The following is a 19,678-nucleotide window of genomic DNA, read 5'->3' as shown; positions in this document are numbered from 1 at the left end:
GGTCAGGGTGCCCCGAAGCCGGCGTCCGCAAGCACCTTCTCGCCCGCGTCCGACCGCACGTACGCGGTGAAGGCCGTCGCCAGGGCCGGGTTCGCCGCGTCCCGCAGCACACCGATCGGGTAGGTGTTGACGGCCTTGGCGGACGCCGCGAAGGGCACACCGTCGACCTTGCCGTCCGCGCCCTCCACGTCGGTGACGTAGACCAGCCCGGCGTCCGCCTGGCCGGATTCGACCTTGCCGAGGACGTCCGTGACGGACTGCTCCTCGCTGACCGGGTGCAGGTCGGTGCCGGTCGCCTGCTCGACCTTCGCGGTCGCGGCACCGCACGGCACCGGCGCCGCGCACGTCACGACCTGCACGCCCGACGACGTCAGGTCGTCGAGGTCCCTGATGCCCTTCGGGTTCCCCGGGGCGACGGCGATCTCGAGGACGTTCGTGGCGAAGTCCCGCGGCGACCCCGCGGCGAGGTCGGTCGCCCCGAGCTTGGCCATGTTCGCCTCGTCGGCGGAGGCGAACACGTCGGCGGGCGCACCGTTCTGGATCTGCGTCACGAGGTCGCTCGAGCCGGCGAACGAGAACGTGATCGTCGTGCCGGGGTGGGCGTCCTCGTAGCGCTTGCCGAGGGTCGTGAAGGTCTGCTGGAGCGATGCGGCCGCGAAGACGGTGATCTTCCCGGTGGGTCCGTCGCTGCTCGCGCTGCCCGAGGCACGGCCGACGCTGCTGCCGGTGCCGCCCGGCGATGCGGTCGAACACCCGGCCACGCTGAGGACGGCGACGGCGGTTGCGGCGATCAGGACCAGTGCGTTCCGCCGATGCGTCGTCATCCCGCGATCGTATCCGCATCTGCGGAGATTGACGCCATCGGGTGGCCTTCTCGGCGCCAGGCTTCGATGCCGCCGTCGAGCACGGTCGCCGAGCGTCCGGCGGCGCGGGCGGTGCGCGCCCACGCCGTGGCACGGACGCCGCTGGCGCAGATCACCACGACCGCGGTGGTCGCGTCGGCGACCGGGTCCAGGTCGTCGGGCCGGATGCTGCCCGGGATGACGCCGGTGGCGAGCTCCACAGGGGTGCGGACGTCGACGAGGAGTCGGTCGCCCGGCGCGGGTTGCGCGGCGAGCTCGGCCCGCTCGGCCCGCCGGGCCAGCTCGGCGGCCAGCGCTGCCGGGGCGATCACGGGCGGGGCGTCCTCGACGAGCGGATCCGGGCGGCGGGAACCGGGGCCGCGTCGCAGCACGCTCTCGGTCCAGCGCCACCGACGAGCGTCCACCGTGAGCACCCGGCCGAGCAGCGGCTCACCGATCCCGGCGACCAGGGCGGTCACCTGGGCGGCCATCACCGAGCCGATCGCGCCGCACAGCGCCGGCAGGACACCGTCCAGCGCGCAGGACCCTTCGTCGGGCAGTGCGTCGGGGTGGAGGTCGTGGAAGTCGATCGGCTCCGAATGACCGTCGTGGAACACCGAGACCTGGCCGTCGAGCCCGAGCACCGTCCCCCAGACGAACGGGACGCCTGCCGCCGCGCACGCGTCCGAGATCGCCCGGGTGACCGCGACGCTGTCCGCGGCGTCGACGACGACGTCGTGTCCGGCGACGTGCTCGGGGCGGAAGGACTCGGTCAGCGCCACGACCTCGAGCTCGGGGTCGACGCCGCGCACCCGGTCGGCCGCGCACTCGGCCTTCGACCTGCCGATGTCGGCAGTCGCGAACAGGGTCTGCCGGGCGAGGTTCGAGGCGTCGACGACGTCGTGGTCGACGATCGTGACGCGCCCGAGGCCCGAACCAGCCAGGTAGGTCAGCACCGGCGCGCCGAGGCCACCGGCACCGACGACCAGCACGCTCGCCCGCCCGAGGGCCCGGACGGCTCGCTCCCCGGCGCCGGCGAGCGCTGCCGTGCGGGAGGTCAGCCGTCGTCGGGCGTCCGACACCTCGCCGGTCACTCGGCCTGCTCCGCCGCGACCTCGACGGACACCATCGTGGCCTTCACCGAGGCGACCGCCACCGACCCGACCTCGAGCTCGAGGTCCCGCGCGGCCTCGGCGCTCATCAGCGAGACGATGCGGTGCGGGCCGCTCTGCAGCTCCACCTGCGCCATCACGCCGTCCACGACGAGGTCGGTGACGATGCCCACGAACCGGTTCCGTGCCGAGCTCTTCGTGTCGGACGGGTCGTCGAGCTGTGCGCCACGACCGCGGATGTGCGCGGCGAGTTCGCGTCCGTCCACGACGGTCCGTCCGGAGGCGTCGGTGGACCGGGTGAACGTGCCGGCGTCGAGCAGCCGGCGGACGGTGTCGTCGCTGACGCCGAGGTACCGCGCAGCGTCACGGATACGGAGCTTCGTCATGGTGTTCGCACGATACCGGTCTGTGGAACTCTCAGTCTGGGGAGCGCGGACGCCGGGGGGCCGTCCAGCCGGTGCGGCTACCGTCCTGATCGTGACTGCACCCCCGACCGGCACCATCCGCGTCCCCCGCACGACGGGGCTCGCGCCGGTCCGTTCGCGTGCCCGCGGTCTCGCGTCGAGCATCGGGCTCGCCGTCGTCCGCACCCCGGAACTCACCATCGGGGCCCTCGGGGTCCTGATCGCGGCGGCGTTCGCCTGGGTGCCGTCGCTCTGGTACGACGAGGCAGCCACCGTCACGAGTGCGCAGCGGAGCTGGCCGCAGCTGTGGGCCGAGCTCCACAACGTCGACGCCGTGCACGGGCTCTACTACTCGCTCATGCACGTGTGGTTCTGGCTCGTCGGTTACACGCCCTTCACCCTGCGCTTCCCGAGCGCCCTCGCCATCGGTGTGGCCGCGGGACTCGTCGTTGCCCTCGGTCGACGGCTCGGTGGCCGACGCCTCGGCATCACCGCGGGTCTCGTGTTCCTCGCGCTGCCCCGCGTGCAGTGGGCCGGTTCCGAGGGGCGCCCCTACGCCACGATCACGACGCTCGCGGTGTGCCTGACCCTCGTCGGGCTCACCGCCGTCCGGCGCACCCGCACGGGTCGGAGCCTGCACTGGTGGGTGGCGTACGGCCTCCTCGCGCTCGTCGCCGTGACGTTCAACGTGTACCTGTCCCTGGCGGTCGTCGCGCACGCCGTGACGCTGCTGTGGACGCTCGTCGTCCAGCGGGTCGCCGTCCGCCGCGCCCTGGTGTCCCGCACCGCACCGTTCCCCGGGGCGCCGCTCGTCACCGGCGGAGCCGTCCTCCGCTGGGCGGTCGCCGCCGGCATCGCCGCGGTGGCGGTCTCGCCCGTCGTGGTGGAGATCGCGTCGCAGTCGAAGCAGGTCGCGTGGATCGCCGGCATCGGGCAGCGCACCGGCGACCAGGTGTTCGCGACCGCGTGGTTCGGCAGCGTCGACTGGTACGCCGCAGTCGCCTGGTCGCTGATGGTGGTCGGGGTCGCCGCCACGCTGTTCACGGCGCACCGCCGCTCGGCGACCGTGCGAGCGCTCGTCCGCGCCCAGGCCGTCCGGGTCGCGGTCCCGCTCGTCGTGATCCCGACCGCGGCCCTCGTGCTCGCGACCGCGATGGGCAAGCACCTCTACTCGCCGAAGTACGCGACGCTGAGCCTGCCGTTCGTGGCGATCCTGATCGCGCTCGCGCTGACGTTCGTCCGGCCGAAGGCGCTCCTCGCCGTGGCCGTGGCAGCCGTCCTCGTGCTGTCCGTGCCGATGGCGGTCGCCGTCAAGCAGCCCCTGGCGAAGCAGGACTCGACGTGGTCCCGCGCGGCCTCGATCATCTCGGCTGAACGGAGCAGCAACCGCGCCGACGCGGACGAGGGCGTCGTCTTCGGCAGCGTCTACGGGCACCCCGGCACGACGGCCGACATCATCCGGGTGTCGTACCCGACGGCGTTCACGGGGTTGACCGACCTCGGCGTGCGCAAGGTCGGGGCCGACACGGGTGTCCTCTGGAACCAGACGGGGGACCTCGCGTCCACGATCCCGAGCCGGCTCGACGACATCGACACGGTGTGGTTCGTCGGCGGCACGGTGAAGGCGCGGGACATCGAACCGGAGACGGCCTCGATCCTCGCCGCACACGGGTTCACCGCGAAGGAGCACTGGAAGACCGGCACCGTGGTGATCACGGAGTTCGTCAAGCGCTAGTGCAGCAGGCGGGCGCCGTGCACCGGACCCGCGGCACGCACGGCCACCAGGCCCGCGGCGCTCAGCTCCACCTGGACCTCGAGCGCGGTGTCGCGGTCGGCGACCAGGAACGCCACCGTGGGGCCGCTGCCGGAGACCAGCCCGGCGAGCGCTCCGGCCTTCTCACCGATCTCGAGCGTCGACGCCAGGGACGGCTGCAGCCGCATCGCCGGAGCCTGCAGGTCGTTGTGGAGGCAGTCGGCGAGCAGGTCGGGGTCGCCGGCGCGGAGGGCCTGCAGCACGTTCGCCTCGACCACCGGGGTCGTCGGCGCGGGTGCGATGTCGGCGCGGTACCGCTCTCGGTGTTCGTCGAGCGCACGGTAGACCGCAGGGGTCGACAGCCCGTCGTCGCTCAGCGCGAGCACCCAGTGGAACTCGCCCTTCGCCAGGGCCGGGCTGAGCTCGTCGCCGCGTCCGGTCCCGACGGCGGTGCCGCCGGCGAACGCGAAGGGCACGTCGGCGCCGAGCTGCGCCGCGAGCCGGAGCAGTTCCTCACGACCGAGCGCCGTCCCCCACAGGGTGTCCACCGCGAGGAGGGTCGCGGCCGCGTCGGCCGATCCCCCGCCCATGCCGCCCGCGACGGGGACCTGCTTGTCGATCGTCAGCCGGACGCCGCCGCGGTAGCCCGAGGCGTCGGCCACGAGTCGAGCCGCCCGGATCGCCAGGTTCGACTCGTCGACCGGCACCCGGGTCGTGTCGATCGGCCCGGTGAACGACACCGAGAAGTCGTCGGCGAGCTCGGCGGAGACGTCCTCGTACAGCGAGACCGCCTGGTAGGCCGTCGCGACGTCGTGGTAGCCGTCGTCCTGCAGCGTGCCGACCGACAGGTACACGTTGATCTTACCGGGGGCGCGCGTCCGCACGCGGGTCGGTGCGGCCAACGTGGTCATGCCCCCAACCTATCCCGCTGCGGCTGCGGTGAAGCCCCTGGCCAGGTCAGCCGTGATGTCGTCGATGTGCTCCAGACCGATCGACAGGCGGATCAGCCCGTCCCCGACCCCGGCCGCAGCACGCTCCGACGAGGTCATCTGCACGTGCGTGGTCGATGCCGGGTGCACGACGAGCGAGCGGACGTCGCCGATGTTCGACACGTGGTCGAACAGCTCGAGCGCCGCGACGAACCGACGCCCCGCCTCGATGCCGCCGTCCAGGTCGAACGCGAGCACCGCCGACGGACCCTTCGGCACGTAGCGCTGCTGCAGGTGGTGCCACGGCGACGAGGGCAGGCCGGCGTAGTGCACGCCGAGCACCTGGTCGTGTGCGTCGAGCCACGAGGCCACCGCGGCCGCGTTCGACACGTGCCGCTCCATCCGCAGCGAGAGCGTCTGGATGCCCTGCAGCACGAGGAAGGCGTTGAACGGCGCGATCGCGGGGCCGAGGTCGGCGGACAGCTTCGAGCGGGTGCGCTGGATGAACGCACGACGTCCGAACTTCTCGGCGAAGTTCGTGTTCGCGAACCCGGACTGCTCCGTCGTCGCGAGCTGCGGGTACGCCTCGGCGTGCGCGGCCCAGTCGAAGTTCCCGCTGTCCACGACGAGCCCGGCGATGGCGCTGCCGTGGCCGGCGAGGTACTTCGTCGCCGAGTGCACGACGATGTCGGCACCGTGCTCGATCGGCCGGACGAGGTACGGCGTGGCGATCGTGTTGTCGACGATCAGCGGGACCCCGGCGTCGTGCGCGACACCGGCCACCCCGACGAAGTCGAGGACGTCGCCGCGCGGGTTCGGGATCGACTCCCCGAAGAACGCCTTCGTCTCCGGTCGGACGGCCGCGGCCCACTCGTCGAGGTCGGTGGGGTCCTGCACGAAGGTGAACGCGATGCCGAGGTCGCGCAGGGTCGACGCGAACAGCGTGTACGTCGCGCCGTACAGGGACGCGCTCGACACGACGTGGTCACCGGCGCGGGCGAGTCCGAGCACCGCCAACGTCGTCGCGGCCTGGCCGGACGCCAACGCGAGCGCACCGACCCCACCCTCGAGGTCCGCGATGCGCCGCTCGAGCGCCGCAGCGGACGGGTTGTTCACCCGCGAGTACGTGTGCCCGGGTGCGTTGAGCATGAACCGGTCGGCGGCGTCCTCCCCCGACGGGTAGACGAACGCCGCGGTCTGCGCGATCGGTGGGACGTTGCCGCCGAATCCCGGGTCGGCCTTGAAACCGGCCCGGATCTGCCGCGTCTCGAACGCCCAGTCGTCCTCGGTCGCCATCAGGAGGCCGGCACCGGCTCGGCGGACACCGACGGTCGGACGAGCGGGATGACCTGCTCGCCGAACCGGTCCATCTCCTCGAGCTGCGGGGAGAACTGCAGCAGGAGCGTGTCCACCCCGGCGTCCTCGAACTCCCGGATGCGGTCGGCCACCTGCGACGGCGTCCCCACGAAACCGGGGCGCAGGCCGCGGTTCGACACGGAGTAGTCCTCGAGCGAGGGCACGTGCTCGAGCTGCGACTTCGAGATGAAGTCCTGGTAGGACTCGTAGGCCTTCCCGTGCTGCACGTCGGTGATCCGTGCGAGCTCGGCCTGCGCTTCTGCTTCGGTCTCGCGGACGATGACGTACGCGGCCATGCCGAACGCCTCGAACGGCGGCAGACCGGCGTCGACTCGGCGCTGCTTCATCTCGTCGATCTTCGCGCGGAGCTCCTCGACCGTGCCGCCGTGCGTCACGTAGGCGTCGGCGTACCCGGTGATCGCGGCCTTGCCGGCCTCGCTCTCACCACCGGCGTAGATGCGCGGCGTCACGCGGGGCTTCGGCTCGAGGTGCGCGTTCTCGATGTCGTAGTACTCGCCGTGGAATGAGTACGGCGTCTCCCGCCACATCCCCTTCATGACGTCGACGAACTCCGCGGTGCGCTTGTAGCGGTCGTCGTGCTCGGAGAAGATGCCGCCGTACTGCTTCGCCTCTTCCGCCCACCAGGCGCTCACCACGTTGAACGTGAACCGGCCGCCGGAGATGTCGTCGATCGTCGCGGCCTGCTTCGCCGTCACGGCCGGCAGGTGGTAGCCCGGGCGCATCGCCGCCATGATCTCGAGGCGCTCGGTCGTCGCCGCGATCGCGGCCGCCAGCGACCAGGCCTCGAGCGAGGGCGCCGCCGTGCCCTTGATGTCGTTGAGGTTGAGCTCCGGCACGAGCGTCAGGTCGAAGCCGATGCGCTCGGCGCGCTGCGCCAGGCGCTTCACGTAGTCGAAGGTGACCGGCATGTTCTCGTTGTCGACGTTGCGCAGCCAGCCGCCGAAGAGCGGGGTCCAGTATCCGAATCGCACGGGGTGAGTTTCCTTGGGGAGGTGGGGAGTGCCCTGGAAGGGGCCGGTCACGGCCTGGAGGCGCGGGGCGGGCCCGCACCGCGCCTCCAGGCCGGTGGTTCTCGTGTTCTCAGGCCGTCAGTTGCGCCGCGTACTGCGTCTCCAGCAGGCCACCGAGGTAGCGCGCGATCGAGCGCGGGCCGGAGGCCGGCGCGGTCTCCTCGACGGCGGGGTTGTAGTTCGTGTTCGTGTTGATGTCGTAGACCACCGTGCGGCCGTCCGTCGTCTCCATGAACTCGACGCCCGCGATCTGGATGCGCTGGTCGGCGAGGAACGTGCGGAGCTGCTGGACCAGCGGGTGCTCGGCGGTGATCTCGGTCCGGACGGCGAACGCCGGGGGCGCGCCGACGGTCTCGGTGCCGGGGACGTCGCAGACGGCACCCGCGATGACCTGCGGCACCTCGCACGCGTCGGCGGGGCAGAGCTCGAAGCTGCCCGCGCTGGTGTCGACGCGGACGGCGTAGACGAACTCGCCGCCGACGAACTCGACGCGGGTGATGAAGGGTTCGCGCGCCGTCAGGTACTCCTGCAGCAGGGTGATGCCGTCGACCGGCGCCTCGAACTCGGGGCTGTCGACGTAGGCGTCGAACTCGGCGAGCGAGTCGAAACGACGGACGCCGAGGCCCTTGCCGCCCTGGTTGTGCTTCGTGATGAACGGGACGTCCTGCCCGCCCGTGAAGGTGTGGGCCGCGTCCTTGAGCGTCGTCGTGCCGAACACGGCGGTGGTGCGGGGGACGTCGAAGCCGGCCCGCTGCAGCAGCCCGTGCTGGGCGACCTTCGACACCTCGAGCTCGAGGACGTGGCTGCCGCCGACGACCTGGCGACCCGCTCGCTCGAGCCAGCCGAGGATCGCGCGGGTGTACTCCTTCGAGTGCTCGTGGCCGCGCGTGTGGGAACTCGCCGACATCCGTGACCAGTAGACGCCGGGCTCGGGCGCGGCCGCGAGGTCGATCTGCCCCTCGGTGAGGAGGATCTCCTCGACCGGGACGCCCTCGGCCTCGAAGGCGGCGGCGAGCGGCGGGAACCACTCGGGGTTCTCGTGGATGACGTACACGCGGGGAGTGCTCACCCGCCCACCATAGGCACGGTATACCGCACGTGCCCAAGTGTGTGACGCGGCGCTACCTCGCGGCGGGTCGCACGGTGCGAGCTTGTTCGGCCGGGCGCGGGTCGCACGGTGCGAGCGCGTTCCGCCGGTGCGAGGTTGCTCGCTCGGTGGTGGCCTGTAGGGCGGCACCGCGCGGTCAACGGCGCACGGGATGGTCGACCTCGCACCGTGCGGGTTCGACCGAGCACGCACGGGATGGTCGACCTCGCACCGTGCGGCCCGTCAGCCGGCGAAGGTCTGCTGTCCGAGGACACCGAGGAGCTCGAGCTTCTGCGCGTCCTCGGAACCGGGCGGCGCCGTGAAGAGCAGGAGCGCCTGCGCCTGGTCGTCGGCGTGCAGCACCTGGCAGTCGACGGTGATCCGCCCCAGCTCGGGTTGCACGATCGTCTTGTTGTCCGACCACCGCGTCGCGACCTCGTGCCGAGCCCACAGGTCGCGGAACCCGGGACTGCGCTGCTCGAGCTCGGTGACGAGCGCGGCAGCCCGACGGTCCCCCGGCCCGGCGAGCCCGACTGCTGCGCGGAGGGACGCCACCACCACGCGAGCGAGCCGGTCGTGCTGCTCCGGGGCGTACTTCGCGAGCTCGTCGCCGGTCACGAACCACCGCCACGCCTGGTACCGGTCGTTGCCGGACAGCCCGACGGAACTGCCGAGGAGCGCGACCGCCAATCGGTTCTCGACGAGTGTCTCGCCCAGGTGGCTGACCACGATCGCCGGGGTGTCCTCGAGTCGGTCGAGCACCCGGAGGATCGCCGGGTCCACGTGGTCGGAGCGGTGCAGGCGGACCGGGGCATTCTGGCCGGCGAGGTGGAACAGGTGATCACGCTCGTCGAGGCTGCACCGCAGCGCCCGTGCGATCGCCGCGACCATCTGCTCCGACGGCTGCGGGCCGCGCTGCTGTTCGAGGCGCGTGTAGTAGTCGACGCTCATCCCCGCGAGTGCGGCCACTTCCTCACGGCGGAGGCCGGGCGTCCGACGACGCGGACCGGTGCCGAGCCCGACGTCCTCCGGGCGCAGCAACTCGCGGCGACGGCGGAGGAAGTCGGCGAGCGCAGCACGGTCCATGCACACGATCTTGCCCCGCCCCGGCCCTCGCAGCCAGGGATCGCCGGTCCCCCGATGACCGGGCTCTGGATGGGTCCCGGCCACACCGGGATCGTGGTCGTCATGGACATCACCACCAGCACCGTCTTCATCCCCGGCGCCACCTCCGGCCTCGGACTCGCCCTCGCCCAGCGCCTGCAGGCCGCCGGGAGCACCGTCGTCATCGGTGGCCGCCGCGCATCCCGCCTGGCGTCGCTCCGTGAGGCGTTCGGATTCGGCACCGTCGAGGTCGACGTCAGCGACGCCGACTCGATCGCCGCTGCCGCCACCACCGTGCTCGCCGAGTACCCGGCGCTCGACACCCTCGTGACGATGTCGGGCATCATGCGGAACGAGGACCTCCGCTCCCCCGACCACATCGACGACGCGCTCGACACGATCCAGACGAACCTGGTCGGCACGATCCGGCTCATCGACGCGTTCCTGCCGCACCTCCTCACCCGGCCGTCCGCCACCGTGATCACCGTGTCCTCCGGGCTGGCGTTCGTCCCGCTCACCGCGACACCGACGTACAGCGCCACGAAGGCCGGCGTGCACGCCTACACCGAGGCACTCCGTCAGCAGCTCGTCGGGACGCCGGTGTCCGTGCTGGAGCTCGTGCCGCCGGCCGTCCAGACCGACCTGATGGGCGGGGCGGACTTCGGCGGGATGCCCCTCGACGCGTTCACCGACGAGGTCGTCGGTCTGCTGCGGTCCGGCGCCGCGCCGGAGATCCTCGTCGAGAACGTGCAGGGGTTCCGGTGGTCGGAGCGTGACGGGACGCACCAGCAGCTGGTCGAGATGCTGGCATCGCGCGGGCACTGAGGATCGGCCTGGGGCGCGTGGTGCGCCCCGGCACACCTCGCACAACCGGAGTGCTGTCGAACCGTGCGCATCCGTGGTTCGGGAGCACCTTGGTTGTGCGGGAGCGATCCGAACCGGTCAGTCCGCGGCGGCCGCAGGTCCGGCAGCGCCGCCGCCGTCGGCCTCGCGCCGGGCGATGCGCCGGTCGAGGGCGTGGTTCACGATGCTCCAGATCGGGACGCCGAGCGCTCCGACGAGTGCGGTGTCGATCGGCCGTCCGAGCAGCCGGATGACGACGTACGCTCCGACGCCCGCGATGGCGAGCGACAGTGCGCGCGTGGTCCGGAGCGACCGTTCGTCGGGTTCGGCGTCGTCGCCGGCACCGTCACCCTCGGCGCCGCCGCCGTCGCCGTCGCCCTCGCCGGCACCGTCGCCGTCGCCCTCGCCGTCGAGACGGAGGAACGCGAGTGACCAGACGACGAGGAGCGCTGCGAGCAGGAGTGACACCCAGGCCACGTCGCTCCCCTGGCCACGCCCGATGGCGAGACCCGCGAACCCGCCGATCACCACGCCGCCGAGGACGACGATGAGGGCTCCGACGAGACCGACCCGGGAGCGCGGAGCAGGCATGCCCGCGAGCCTAGTGGTCAGAGGGACGCGAGCAGTGCCCCCAGTTCGGCCTTCGCGTCGGGCATCCGTTCCGGCCCGGTCAGGCGCTCCCGCTGGACGGCGATCCGCACCGTGTCGTCCCGAGGACCGTCCTCGGTGGTCACCAGCACCGTCTCACGATCGGGGAAGGTCCAGCGCGCCGACGGGCGCTTGCCCCCACGGCGCCCGGCGGTCGGAGCGAACCCGAACGCTCTCTCGAACACGGGCACGACCAGGTCGAGCACGGCCTCACGCTCCCCCGGCACCTGCCGCGAGGCCGACACCGCGAACGTGCCGTCCGACCGCTGCCCCGGGATCCGGAGTCCCCGCGACTGCTCGTACCCGATCGTGACCCCCTGCGCCCACCACGGGTCCACGCCCTGCTCGACCAACCAGGCGGCGATCGCGGTGTGCCCGATCGTCCGTCCGTCCGCGGCGTCGATCACCACGTACCAGTCGTCGGGCGTCCGTCCGGTGGCGGCGAGCACGTTGTCGGCGGCCATCCCCTGCGCGTGCGATCGCACCGTCCCGTCCATCATGCCGCCATCGTAGGGGCGGTGCGATCGCATCACGCTCGCGATCGATTCAGGTGACCGAGCGTCCGTACGACCGCCGACGAGCCCGCGTGCCCCGCACGAACTGTGCTGGCGTGAACACCGGGAGCAACGAGGGGTCGACGGCACCGAACGCCTGGTCGATAGTCGCGATGCCGTCAGCGTCCGACGCCATGACCATCGCAGCGTGGAGCGAGTCGGCCGCCGGCAGGCCGAACCGCTCCTGGTAGTACATGCTGTCCTCGAGCAGCGGGGGGAGCTCGACGTACACGGCTTCGGAGGACTCGATCAACTTCTGCCAGCGCCCCAGCAGCGCCCGCGCCAGGATTGACACCTGGTCCTTCGAGCGCATGCCAGCCGCGTGGACCTCGCGCTGTGCGAGGTCGAACGCAGCGTCTTGCAGCTGCAGTTCGAGCAGGTCGTTGAAGAACATCGTGGTGCCGCTGTGGACCATTCGTTCGAGGAAGCCGGCGGCGGCATCGTGGCCCGGTGCTGACGACTCCAGGGCGCCGACCACGAAGCTCTGGTCGAGGACGATCGACGTCGGCATCGTCGAGACCTGCTCGATCGCGAACACGCCGAGCGGTTCGTCGATGGGCTCGCACCGGAACGAGGACACGCTCAGACCCCGCGCCAGGGGCGTCGTACCTGGCGTGGGGCGACGGTGAACGTCGAAGCGTCCAGGATCTGGCGGACGCGGTCCGCACGCTCCGCGACGGTCCCGCGCGGTCGGAGCCGGCGTGCCTCGATCTCTTCTGGCGTCATCGTCCAGTGGGTGAACGCTTCCGAGGACTGCGTGGTCGATCGGCGTCGAGGAACCCCGACGAACTGGCGAGGTGTGTCGAGCATGGTGCCTCCTTGGTCGAGGCTGCCGACGATACGGCGCGGGGGTCGCCATCCGCGAACATGTTGGATTTCGGTGATCTCGTTCCGCGGCTGCAAGACGATGGGGATCGATGGCAGCGACCTCCGTGCGGAGCCGGACGTCCACCCAGGCGGTATCGTCGTGCTGCTCTCCGACAGGGCCGGGCAGGTGGGGCGACGACCCGAACGGGAGCACGATGACGCGCACGCGAGTGGCACTCGGCCGACGCGAGGACCTCGGCGCCGACTGCGCGAACTGCTTCGGCCTCTGCTGCGTCGCCCTGGCGTTCGCGAAGTCAGCCGACTTCCCGTTCGACAAGGACGCCGGCGACCCGTGCACGAACCTCGACGACGCGGACGGTTGCCGGATCCACCCGCACCTGCGCGAGCGGGGCTTCTCCGGGTGCACGGTCTTCGACTGCTCCGGCGCGGGGCAGAAGGTGTCGCAGCACACCTTCGCCGGCCGGTCGTGGCGGGACGATGCCGAGACGCAGCGGTCGATGTTCGCGACGTTCCCGATCGTCCGACGACTCCACGACCTGCTGCGGTACCTCGACGAGGCGATCACCCTCGTGCGACCGACACACGACGAGACTCCCTGGGTCGCGGCCTTCGAGCACCTCCGCCTGCTGAGCGACGGGACGCCGGAGGACCTCGCCACCCTCGACGTCGACGCGGAGTACGACCGTGCCCGCCCGCTCCTGCTCGAGGCGAGTGCGATCGCACGAGGGCGGGGCCCCGTCGGTGCCCACGGCCAGCGGGTCGGTCCGGGGACGGACCTGGTCGGCGCGGACCTGCGCGGTGCCGATCTGCGCGGGGCGACGCTGCGGGGGGCGCTCGCCATCGCGGCAGACCTCCGGGGTGCCCGGTTGGACCGTTGCGACCTGCTCGGCGTGGACCTCCGCGACGCGGACCTGCGCGGTACCGATCTCCGTGGTGCGGTGTTCCTCACCCAGATGCAAGTCAACGCGGCACGGGGCGACGCCGTCACGGTCCTGCCGGAGGGGTTCCAGCGCCCCGGGCACTGGAACTCGGCGGCCGACGTGGCCGCAGGGGTCACTCCGCCGCGGCGAGGACCGTCCGGCCGAGGCGCACGAAGTCGTCGGCGCTGAGCATCTCCCCCCGAGCCGTCGGGTCGACCCCGGCGGCGGTGAGCAGCTCCGACGCGCGATCGCTGCTGCCGAGGACCCCGGACAGGCTCTGCCGGAGCATCTTCCGACGCTGCTGGAACGCGCCATCGACGAGCGCGAACACCTGCGCGCGCAGCTGGTCGTCGCCGGGGGGCTCGTGCCGGTCGAACCCGACGAGCACACTGTCGACGTTCGGCACCGGCCAGAACACCTGCCGGCTGACCTGCCCGGCGGTCGACCACGAGCCGTACCAGGCGGCCTTGACGCTCGGGGCGCCGTAGACCTTGCTGCCCGGTCCGGCGGCGATCCGGTACCCGACCTCGGCCTGCACCATCACGAGCGCGCGCTCGATGGTCGGGAAGGTGGCGAGCAGGTGCAGCAGGACGGGTACGGACACGTTGTACGGCAGGTTCGCGACGACGTGGGTCGGTGCCTCGGGGAGGTCGTCCGCGGTGAGGGCGAGGGCGTCCTGGTGGACGACCCGGAGTCGCGCGTCGGGCTGCAACGTCGACACGGTCGTCGGGAGCTGGGCCGCGAGCCGACCGTCGATCTCGACCGCGGTCACCGAGGCTCCGGTCTCGGTGAGCCCGAGTGTCAGCGAGCCGAGACCGGGGCCGATCTCGAGCACCTTCGAGTCGGCGGTGACCCGACCGGACGCGACGATGCGGCGCACGGTGTTGGCGTCGTGCACGAAGTTCTGGCCGAGCTTCTTCGTCGGGGTGACGTCGAGCGTGGCCGCGAGGTCCCGGATCTCGGCCGGGCCGAGCAGGGTCGCCACTACTCGTCCACCGTGACGGGCTCGGCGTCCCACGCACCGTAGACGAGCTCGGTGTTCGAGGCGATCTGCGCGGCGAGCATCGAGGCGTCGGTGCCGAGGGTCTCGGCCATCGACCTGAGGGTGAGCGGGATGAGGTACGGCGCGTTCGGCCGACCGCGGTACGGCGTCGGCGTGAGGAACGGTGCGTCCGTCTCGACCATGACGAGGTGCCGTGGAGCGATCTCGAGCGCGGCACGCAGGGGTGCCGCGTTCTTGAAGGTCACGGTGCCGGCGAACGACATGTACCAGCCGCGCTCGGCGCAGAGCCGGGCGAGGTCGGGACCGCCGGAGAAGCAGTGGAACACCGTCTTCTCGGGAGCGCCGACGCGGTCGAGGACCTCGACGACGGCGTCGTGCGCGTCGCGGTCGTGGATGGTCAGCGCGAGGTCGTGCTCCTTCGCGATGCGGATGTGCTCCTCGAAGGACCGGATCTGCGCGTCACGGCCCTCTTCGCCGGTGCGGAAGAAGTCGAGGCCGGTCTCACCGATCGCGCGCACCCTCGGGAGCGCCGCCAGCCGTTCGATCCCGGCGAGGTGCTCGTCGAGCAGCCCCTGCTCCTCGAGCGCGGGCGCCTCGTTCGGGTGCAGCGCGACGGCAGCCAGCACTCGGGGTTCACGCGCGGCGATCGACGCGGACCACTCCGAGGTCGCCAGGTCGGTGCCGACCTGCACGACACCGCGGACGCCGACGCTCGAGGCGCGGTCGAGGTGCTCGCGGTACTCGAGCGGACCGTCACCGCCGTCACCGACCCCGTCGGCGATCTCCATGTGCGTGTGGTTGTCGTACACCGGCACCACGAGCGCCTGCGGGAGCGGCGGGTAGGACAGGTCCCGCTTGGACCCGCCGGACGAACCGTCGCCGCGGGACCGGACGTGTGCGCCCGCGTCGGTCACGCGGCGCCCTGCTCCGCCTGCTCGATGCGCGGGAACAGCCCGCTCTCGAGCGGCACGACGGTCACGGCGCCCTGCCATTCCCAGGCGCGGTCGACGCGCTGCTCGGCGATGGAACCGCCGGCACCGATCGACGCCCAGAGCTTCTCGGTCGCCTTCGGCATCACCGGGGAGACGAGGACCGCGACGGTCCCGAGGCCGCGCAGGGCGGTGACGAGCACGGTCCCGAGACGCTCGCGCTTCGTGTCGTCCTTCGCGAGGGCCCACGGCTCCTGCTCGGTGATGTACCCGTTGAGGGCGTCGACGAGTTCCCACACCGTGGCGAGGGCGTCGTGCGGCGCGAATTCCTGGATGGAGGCGTCAGCTCGCTCCGTCACGGACTGCGCGAGCGCGTCGATCGCCGCGTCGGCGTCGGTCAGCTCGCCACGGGTCGGGACGGCACCGTCGAAGTACCGGTTCACCATCGCGACGATGCGGGACGCGAGGTTGCCGAAGCCGTTCGCGAGCTCGGCCTGGTACCGGGCGGAGATGTCCTCCCAGCTGAAGTTGCCGTCCTGTCCGAACGTGATCGCGCGGAGGAAGTAGTAGCGGAAGGCGTCCGAACCGAACGTGTCGGTGATCTCGGACGGGGCGATGCCGGTCAGCTTCGACTTGGACATCTTCTCGCCGCCGACGAGGAGCCAGCCGTGACCGAAGACGCGCTTCGGGACGGGCAGACCCGCGGCCATGAGCATGGCGGGCCAGATCACGGCGTGGAACCGGGCGATGTCCTTGCCGACGATGTGGACGCTCGGCCAGAGGCGCTGGAACGCCTCGTCGTCGTCGCTGCCGTAGCCGAGGGCCGTGACGTAGTTGAGCAGGGCGTCGAACCACACGTAGAGCACGTGGTCGCTGTCCCACGGGATCGTGATGCCCCAGTCGAAGCTCGACCGCGAGATCGACAGGTCACGGAGCCCCTGCTTCACGAACGAGATGATCTCGTTGCGGACGCTCTCCGGCTGGATGAACTGCGGGTTCGACTCGTACAGGTCGAGCAGCCGCTGCTCGAAGTCGGACATGCGGAAGAAGTAGTTGCGCTCGGAGAGCACCTCGACCGGGATCGAGTGGATCGCGCAGACCTGCTGCCCCTCGTACACACCGGTGCCGGGGACGAGGTCGCTCGGCTGCTTGTACTCCTCGCAGCCCACACAGTAGAAGCCCTCGAACTCGCCGGCGTAGATGTACCCGTCGTCGTAGAGCTTCTGCAGGAACGCGGTGACGCCGCGCTCGTGGCGCTCGTCCGTGGTGCGGATGAAGTCGTCGTTCGCGACGTCCACGGTGTCGAGGAGCGGCTTCCACGCCTCGGTCACGAGTCGGTCCGCCCACTCCTTCGGGGTGACCTCGTTCGCGCTGGCCGTGCGCAGGATCTTCTGCCCGTGCTCGTCGGTGCCGGTGAGGAGCCAGGTGTCGTCGCCGCGCTGGCGGTGCCAGCGCGCGAGGACGTCCGCGGCGACCTCGGTGTAGGCGTGCCCGATGTGGGGCACGTCGTTCACGTAGAAGATCGGCGTGGTGATGCTGAACGAGGAGCCGTCGGACATGCGGACCATCCTACGGGCGCGCCGGGGCCGCATGACGCGCCCCGCGCGCAGCCTGTGGACAACCGGCCTGGAGGCGCGTGGCGGCGCCGTCCCGCGCCTCCAGGCCGACGATCGCGAACGTGACGGACGCGACGGGCGCGACCACGGCGACTGCGGTCAGCGTGCCGCGAGCGCACCCTCGTACAGGTCGCGCTTGGACAGCCCGGTCGCGTCCGCCACCGCGGCCGCGGCCTCCTTCATGCGCGAGCCGGCGGCGACGCGCTCCTGGACGAGCCGCACACCGTCCTCGAGCGACACCTCGTCACCAGCGCCGGACGATCCCTCGACGACGATGCAGATCTCGCCCTTCACCCCGTCCGCCGCCCACGCGGCGAGCTCGGAGAGCGACCCGCGACGGACCTCCTCGTAGAGCTTCGTCAGCTCCCGGCAGACGACCCCGCGTCGCTCGTCACCGAACCCCGCGGCCATGTCCGTGAGCGTGTCCGCCAACCGGTGCGGCGACTCGAAGAACACCATCGTGCGCTGCTCCCCCGCCAGCGACGCGAACAACCGCCGACGCTCCCCGGCCTTGCGCGTCGGGAACCCCTCGAAGCTGAAACGGTCCGTCGGCAACCCGGACACGGCGAGCGCCATGACCACGGCGGACGGCCCGGGCAGCGCCGTGACGGTCACCCCGGCGGCTGCGGCGGCCTCGACGAGGGGGAACCCGGGGTCGCTGATCGCGGGCATGCCGGCGTCGGTGAGGACCACCACGTCCTCGTCGCGCGCGAGCTCGACCACCTCGGCCGCCCGCGCCCGCTCGTTGTGCTCGTGCAGCGCGATGAGCCGGGGACGGTTCTCGATGCCGAGCGCGCGCATGAGGTGGATCGCGGTCCGCGTGTCCTCCGCGGCGACGACGGTCGCGTTCGAGAGCGTCTCGACCAGACGCCGCGAGGCGTCGCCGAGGTTGCCGATGGGTGTTGCTGCGAGGACGATCACCACCCCATTGTGGTCGCAGCGCGGTCGTGGCGCTGATCCGTAGGATGCTGCCGATGACCACCGAGCTGACCGACGACCGCACCGCCGTCCCCGACGGGCCGGTCGGCTCCCGTCTCGACGACTGGTGGGGCCGCGTGCTCTCGGTCGGTTGGCGGGTCGCCGCGTGGCGCTGGGCCGGGCCACTCGCGGTCACGCTGCTCGCCGCGGTGCTGCGTCTGGTGGACCTCGGGCATCCGCACTCGCTCGTGTTCGACGAGACCTACTACGTCAAGGACGGCTGGTCGATCGTGCACCTCGGGTACGAGGGCACGTGGCCGGGCAACCCGAACGACGACTCCCTGCCGACGACGGACCAGCGGTTCGCGGACGGGCAGACGGACATCTTCACGAGTGCCGCCGAGTTCATCGCGCACCCCCCGCTCGGCAAGTACCTGATCGGCCTCGGGATGCTGCTCTTCGGTGCGGACGACTCGTTCGGCTGGCGCTTCGCGGTCGCCGTGCTCGGCATCGCCACCGTCTTCCTCACCGCGGTGATCGCCCGGTCGCTGTTCCGCTCGACGCTCATCGGCACGCTCGCCGGGTTCTTCCTCGCCGTCGACGGCCAGGCGATCGTGATGTCCCGCGTCACGCTGCTCGACGGGATCCTGACGTTCTTCGTGGTCCTCGGGTTCGGCGCGCTGCTGCTCGACCGGCGGTGGACCTCGCGGCGGCTGGACCGGTGGGTCGAGCGCCGGACGGCCGAGGACCGCCCCACCCTGTGGGGACCGGTGCTCTGGTGGCGACCGTGGCTGATCGCGATGGGGTTCGCACTCGGGCTCGCGACCGCCACGAAGTGGTCCGGGATGTACTTCCTGGCGTTCTTCGCCGTGTACTGCGTGCTGACCGACATGATGCTGCGGAAGCGCGCCGGCATCGAGTTCTGGTCGTCGAGCGCGTGGCTGCAGCAGGGACCGGTCTCGTTCCTGCTGACGGTCCCGATCGCCGCCGTGACGTACCTGGCGTCGTGGGCCGGGTGGTTCGCCTCGAAGGACGGCTGGGACCGGAACTGGATCGCGTCAGGCGGGCAGCGGTGGACCGGGCTGCTGTCCTGGGTGCCGGACAGCGTGCAGAACTGGTGGCACTACCAGTCCGAGATCTACGGCTTCAACATCGGCCTGCACACCCCGCACTCGTACCAGGCGAACCCCCTGCTCTGGCTCGTCATGCAGCGTCCGACGTCGATGTACTACGTCGGCACGAACGCCGGCCAGGACGGCTGCACCGCGACCCGCTGCGGCGAGGCGATCACCGGCATCGCGAACCCGTTCGTCTGGTACGCGGCGGTCATCGCGACCGTGGCGCTGCTCGTGCTCTGGGTGATGCGCCGCCGGTGGGAGTACGCCCTCGTCCTGATGGGCGTCGCGGCGGGGTACCTGCCGTGGCTGCTCTACGTGAACCGGACGGTGTTCCAGTTCTACACGATCGCGTTCGAGCCCTTCATGGTGATGGCCCTCGCCGCCGCGATCGGGCTGGTGCTCGGGAAGCGGACGGATCCACGGCCCCGACGGACCCGCGCGATCGTGTGGGTCGGCGTGTACCTCGGCGTCGTGGTGCTCGCCTCCGCGTACTGGTACCCGATGTGGACCGGGCTGCAGATGCCGTGGGACTTCATCCGGTCGCACTACTGGGTTCCGAGCTGGCTGTAGCCGCGGGCAGGACGCGGAGGGCGGGTCGCGCTCGGCGCACGGTCCAGGTCGGCCTGGAGGCGCGGTGCGGCTCCGACACGCCGGTGCGGCCGGACGAACGGTGGCGTGCAGGG

Annotated in this window: 20 protein-coding genes; 4 read left to right on the top strand and 16 right to left on the bottom strand. The window is 71.6% G+C overall.

The features are described from left to right. Positions 1 to 2: 2 nt before the first annotated feature. The 3 genes from modA to BLT36_RS10405 are packed head-to-tail and all read right to left on the bottom strand — an operon-like array spanning position 3 to position 2,340. A complete protein-coding gene (modA, locus tag BLT36_RS10415; RefSeq protein ID WP_092094949.1) occupies positions 3 to 824 on the bottom strand; it encodes a molybdate ABC transporter substrate-binding protein in 822 nt (273 codons plus the stop codon). Then, entirely contained in the window at positions 821 to 1,936 is a 1,116-nt protein-coding gene (locus BLT36_RS10410; RefSeq protein ID WP_092094947.1) for a ThiF family adenylyltransferase, read from the bottom strand. The genes modA and BLT36_RS10410 overlap by 4 nt, the downstream gene beginning before the upstream one ends. Then, on the bottom strand, positions 1,933 to 2,340 hold the full coding sequence (locus BLT36_RS10405) for a TOBE domain-containing protein (RefSeq protein WP_092094945.1): 408 nt from the start codon (positions 2,338 to 2,340) through the stop codon (positions 1,933 to 1,935). The genes BLT36_RS10410 and BLT36_RS10405 overlap by 4 nt, the downstream gene beginning before the upstream one ends. A gap of 91 nt (positions 2,341 to 2,431) precedes the next feature. Between BLT36_RS10405 and BLT36_RS10400 the strand changes: the two genes are divergently transcribed. Continuing rightward, entirely contained in the window at positions 2,432 to 4,093 is a 1,662-nt protein-coding gene (locus tag BLT36_RS10400) for a glycosyltransferase family 39 protein (protein WP_092094943.1), read from the top strand. Here the strand turns inward: BLT36_RS10400 and BLT36_RS10395 are convergent. From BLT36_RS10395 to BLT36_RS10375, 5 genes are all read right to left on the bottom strand, one after another. Beyond that, positions 4,090 to 5,022: a 4-(cytidine 5'-diphospho)-2-C-methyl-D-erythritol kinase gene (locus tag BLT36_RS10395; RefSeq protein ID WP_092094941.1), complete on the bottom strand. Its 933-nt coding sequence runs from the start codon at positions 5,020 to 5,022 to the stop codon at positions 4,090 to 4,092. The two genes, BLT36_RS10400 and BLT36_RS10395, sit on opposite strands and share 4 nt — an antisense overlap. A gap of 9 nt (positions 5,023 to 5,031) precedes the next feature. Then, positions 5,032 to 6,336 carry an O-acetylhomoserine aminocarboxypropyltransferase/cysteine synthase family protein gene (locus tag BLT36_RS10390; RefSeq protein ID WP_092094939.1) on the bottom strand — a complete coding sequence of 435 codons (1,305 nt, stop codon included), beginning with the start codon at positions 6,334 to 6,336 and terminating at the stop codon, positions 5,032 to 5,034. After that, positions 6,336 to 7,388: an LLM class flavin-dependent oxidoreductase gene (locus tag BLT36_RS10385; RefSeq protein WP_092094937.1), complete on the bottom strand. Its 1,053-nt coding sequence runs from the start codon at positions 7,386 to 7,388 to the stop codon at positions 6,336 to 6,338. The genes BLT36_RS10390 and BLT36_RS10385 overlap by 1 nt, the downstream gene beginning before the upstream one ends. Before the next feature lie 109 nt (positions 7,389 to 7,497). After that, complete coding sequence (locus BLT36_RS10380) at positions 7,498 to 8,496, bottom strand: ATP-grasp domain-containing protein (RefSeq protein WP_092094935.1); 999 nt, start codon at positions 8,494 to 8,496, stop codon at positions 7,498 to 7,500. Between the two features lie 261 nt (positions 8,497 to 8,757). Continuing rightward, complete coding sequence (locus tag BLT36_RS10375) at positions 8,758 to 9,600, bottom strand: helix-turn-helix transcriptional regulator (protein ID WP_092094933.1); 843 nt, start codon at positions 9,598 to 9,600, stop codon at positions 8,758 to 8,760. A gap of 54 nt (positions 9,601 to 9,654) precedes the next feature. On the opposite strand from BLT36_RS10375, the gene BLT36_RS10370 reads away from it, so the two are divergent. Further along, positions 9,655 to 10,443 carry an SDR family oxidoreductase gene (locus BLT36_RS10370; RefSeq protein ID WP_368086373.1) on the top strand — a complete coding sequence of 263 codons (789 nt, stop codon included), beginning with the start codon at positions 9,655 to 9,657 and terminating at the stop codon, positions 10,441 to 10,443. Positions 10,444 to 10,560: 117 nt separating this feature from the next. On the opposite strand, the gene BLT36_RS10365 is transcribed toward BLT36_RS10370, so the two are convergent. The 4 genes from BLT36_RS10365 to BLT36_RS10350 are packed head-to-tail and all read right to left on the bottom strand — an operon-like array spanning position 10,561 to position 12,473. Then, complete coding sequence (locus BLT36_RS10365) at positions 10,561 to 11,052, bottom strand: hypothetical protein (protein WP_092094931.1); 492 nt, start codon at positions 11,050 to 11,052, stop codon at positions 10,561 to 10,563. Between the two features lie 17 nt (positions 11,053 to 11,069). Continuing rightward, positions 11,070 to 11,609, bottom strand: coding sequence for a hypothetical protein (locus BLT36_RS10360; protein WP_092094929.1), 540 nt, complete (start codon positions 11,607 to 11,609; stop codon positions 11,070 to 11,072). A gap of 46 nt (positions 11,610 to 11,655) precedes the next feature. Further along, positions 11,656 to 12,243 carry a type II toxin-antitoxin system VapC family toxin gene (locus tag BLT36_RS10355; RefSeq protein ID WP_092094927.1) on the bottom strand — a complete coding sequence of 196 codons (588 nt, stop codon included), beginning with the start codon at positions 12,241 to 12,243 and terminating at the stop codon, positions 11,656 to 11,658. 2 nt (positions 12,244 to 12,245) lie between these two features. Next, positions 12,246 to 12,473, bottom strand: a complete 228-nt coding sequence (locus tag BLT36_RS10350) for a hypothetical protein (RefSeq protein ID WP_092094925.1) — start codon at positions 12,471 to 12,473, stop codon at positions 12,246 to 12,248. A gap of 212 nt (positions 12,474 to 12,685) precedes the next feature. On the opposite strand from BLT36_RS10350, the gene BLT36_RS10345 reads away from it, so the two are divergent. After that, a complete protein-coding gene (locus BLT36_RS10345; RefSeq protein ID WP_092094923.1) occupies positions 12,686 to 13,600 on the top strand; it encodes a pentapeptide repeat-containing protein in 915 nt (304 codons plus the stop codon). Here the strand turns inward: BLT36_RS10345 and rsmA are convergent. The 4 genes from rsmA to rsmI all read right to left on the bottom strand — a co-directional run bounded on the left by rsmA (position 13,545) and on the right by rsmI (position 17,880). Next, the gene (gene rsmA, locus BLT36_RS10340; protein ID WP_092094921.1) at positions 13,545 to 14,396 is read right to left on the bottom strand and encodes a 16S rRNA (adenine(1518)-N(6)/adenine(1519)-N(6))-dimethyltransferase RsmA; all 852 of its coding nucleotides are present in this window, start codon (positions 14,394 to 14,396) and stop codon (positions 13,545 to 13,547) included. The two genes, BLT36_RS10345 and rsmA, sit on opposite strands and share 56 nt — an antisense overlap. After that, entirely contained in the window at positions 14,396 to 15,328 is a 933-nt protein-coding gene (locus BLT36_RS10335) for a TatD family hydrolase (RefSeq protein ID WP_092094919.1), read from the bottom strand. The genes rsmA and BLT36_RS10335 overlap by 1 nt, the downstream gene beginning before the upstream one ends. Continuing rightward, positions 15,325 to 16,902, bottom strand: a complete 1,578-nt coding sequence (gene metG, locus BLT36_RS10330) for a methionine--tRNA ligase (RefSeq protein WP_092094917.1) — start codon at positions 16,900 to 16,902, stop codon at positions 15,325 to 15,327. Before metG ends, BLT36_RS10335 begins: the two co-directional genes overlap by 4 nt. A 156-nt stretch (positions 16,903 to 17,058) precedes the next feature. Next, positions 17,059 to 17,880: a 16S rRNA (cytidine(1402)-2'-O)-methyltransferase gene (gene rsmI, locus BLT36_RS10325; RefSeq protein ID WP_092095764.1), complete on the bottom strand. Its 822-nt coding sequence runs from the start codon at positions 17,878 to 17,880 to the stop codon at positions 17,059 to 17,061. Positions 17,881 to 17,933: 53 nt separating this feature from the next. Here rsmI and BLT36_RS10320 point away from each other — a divergent pair, with 53 nt between their 5' ends. Beyond that, positions 17,934 to 19,565, top strand: a complete 1,632-nt coding sequence (locus BLT36_RS10320) for a dolichyl-phosphate-mannose--protein mannosyltransferase (RefSeq protein ID WP_092094915.1) — start codon at positions 17,934 to 17,936, stop codon at positions 19,563 to 19,565. Positions 19,566 to 19,678: the final 113 nt, after the last annotated feature.

It is taken from the genome of Curtobacterium sp. UNCCL20 (assembly GCF_900101675.1).
GTDB lineage: Bacteria > Actinomycetota > Actinomycetes > Actinomycetales > Microbacteriaceae > Curtobacterium.
Note: the sequence above shows the minus strand (reverse complement) of the source record. Positions and strands in the feature narration are given on the sequence as shown.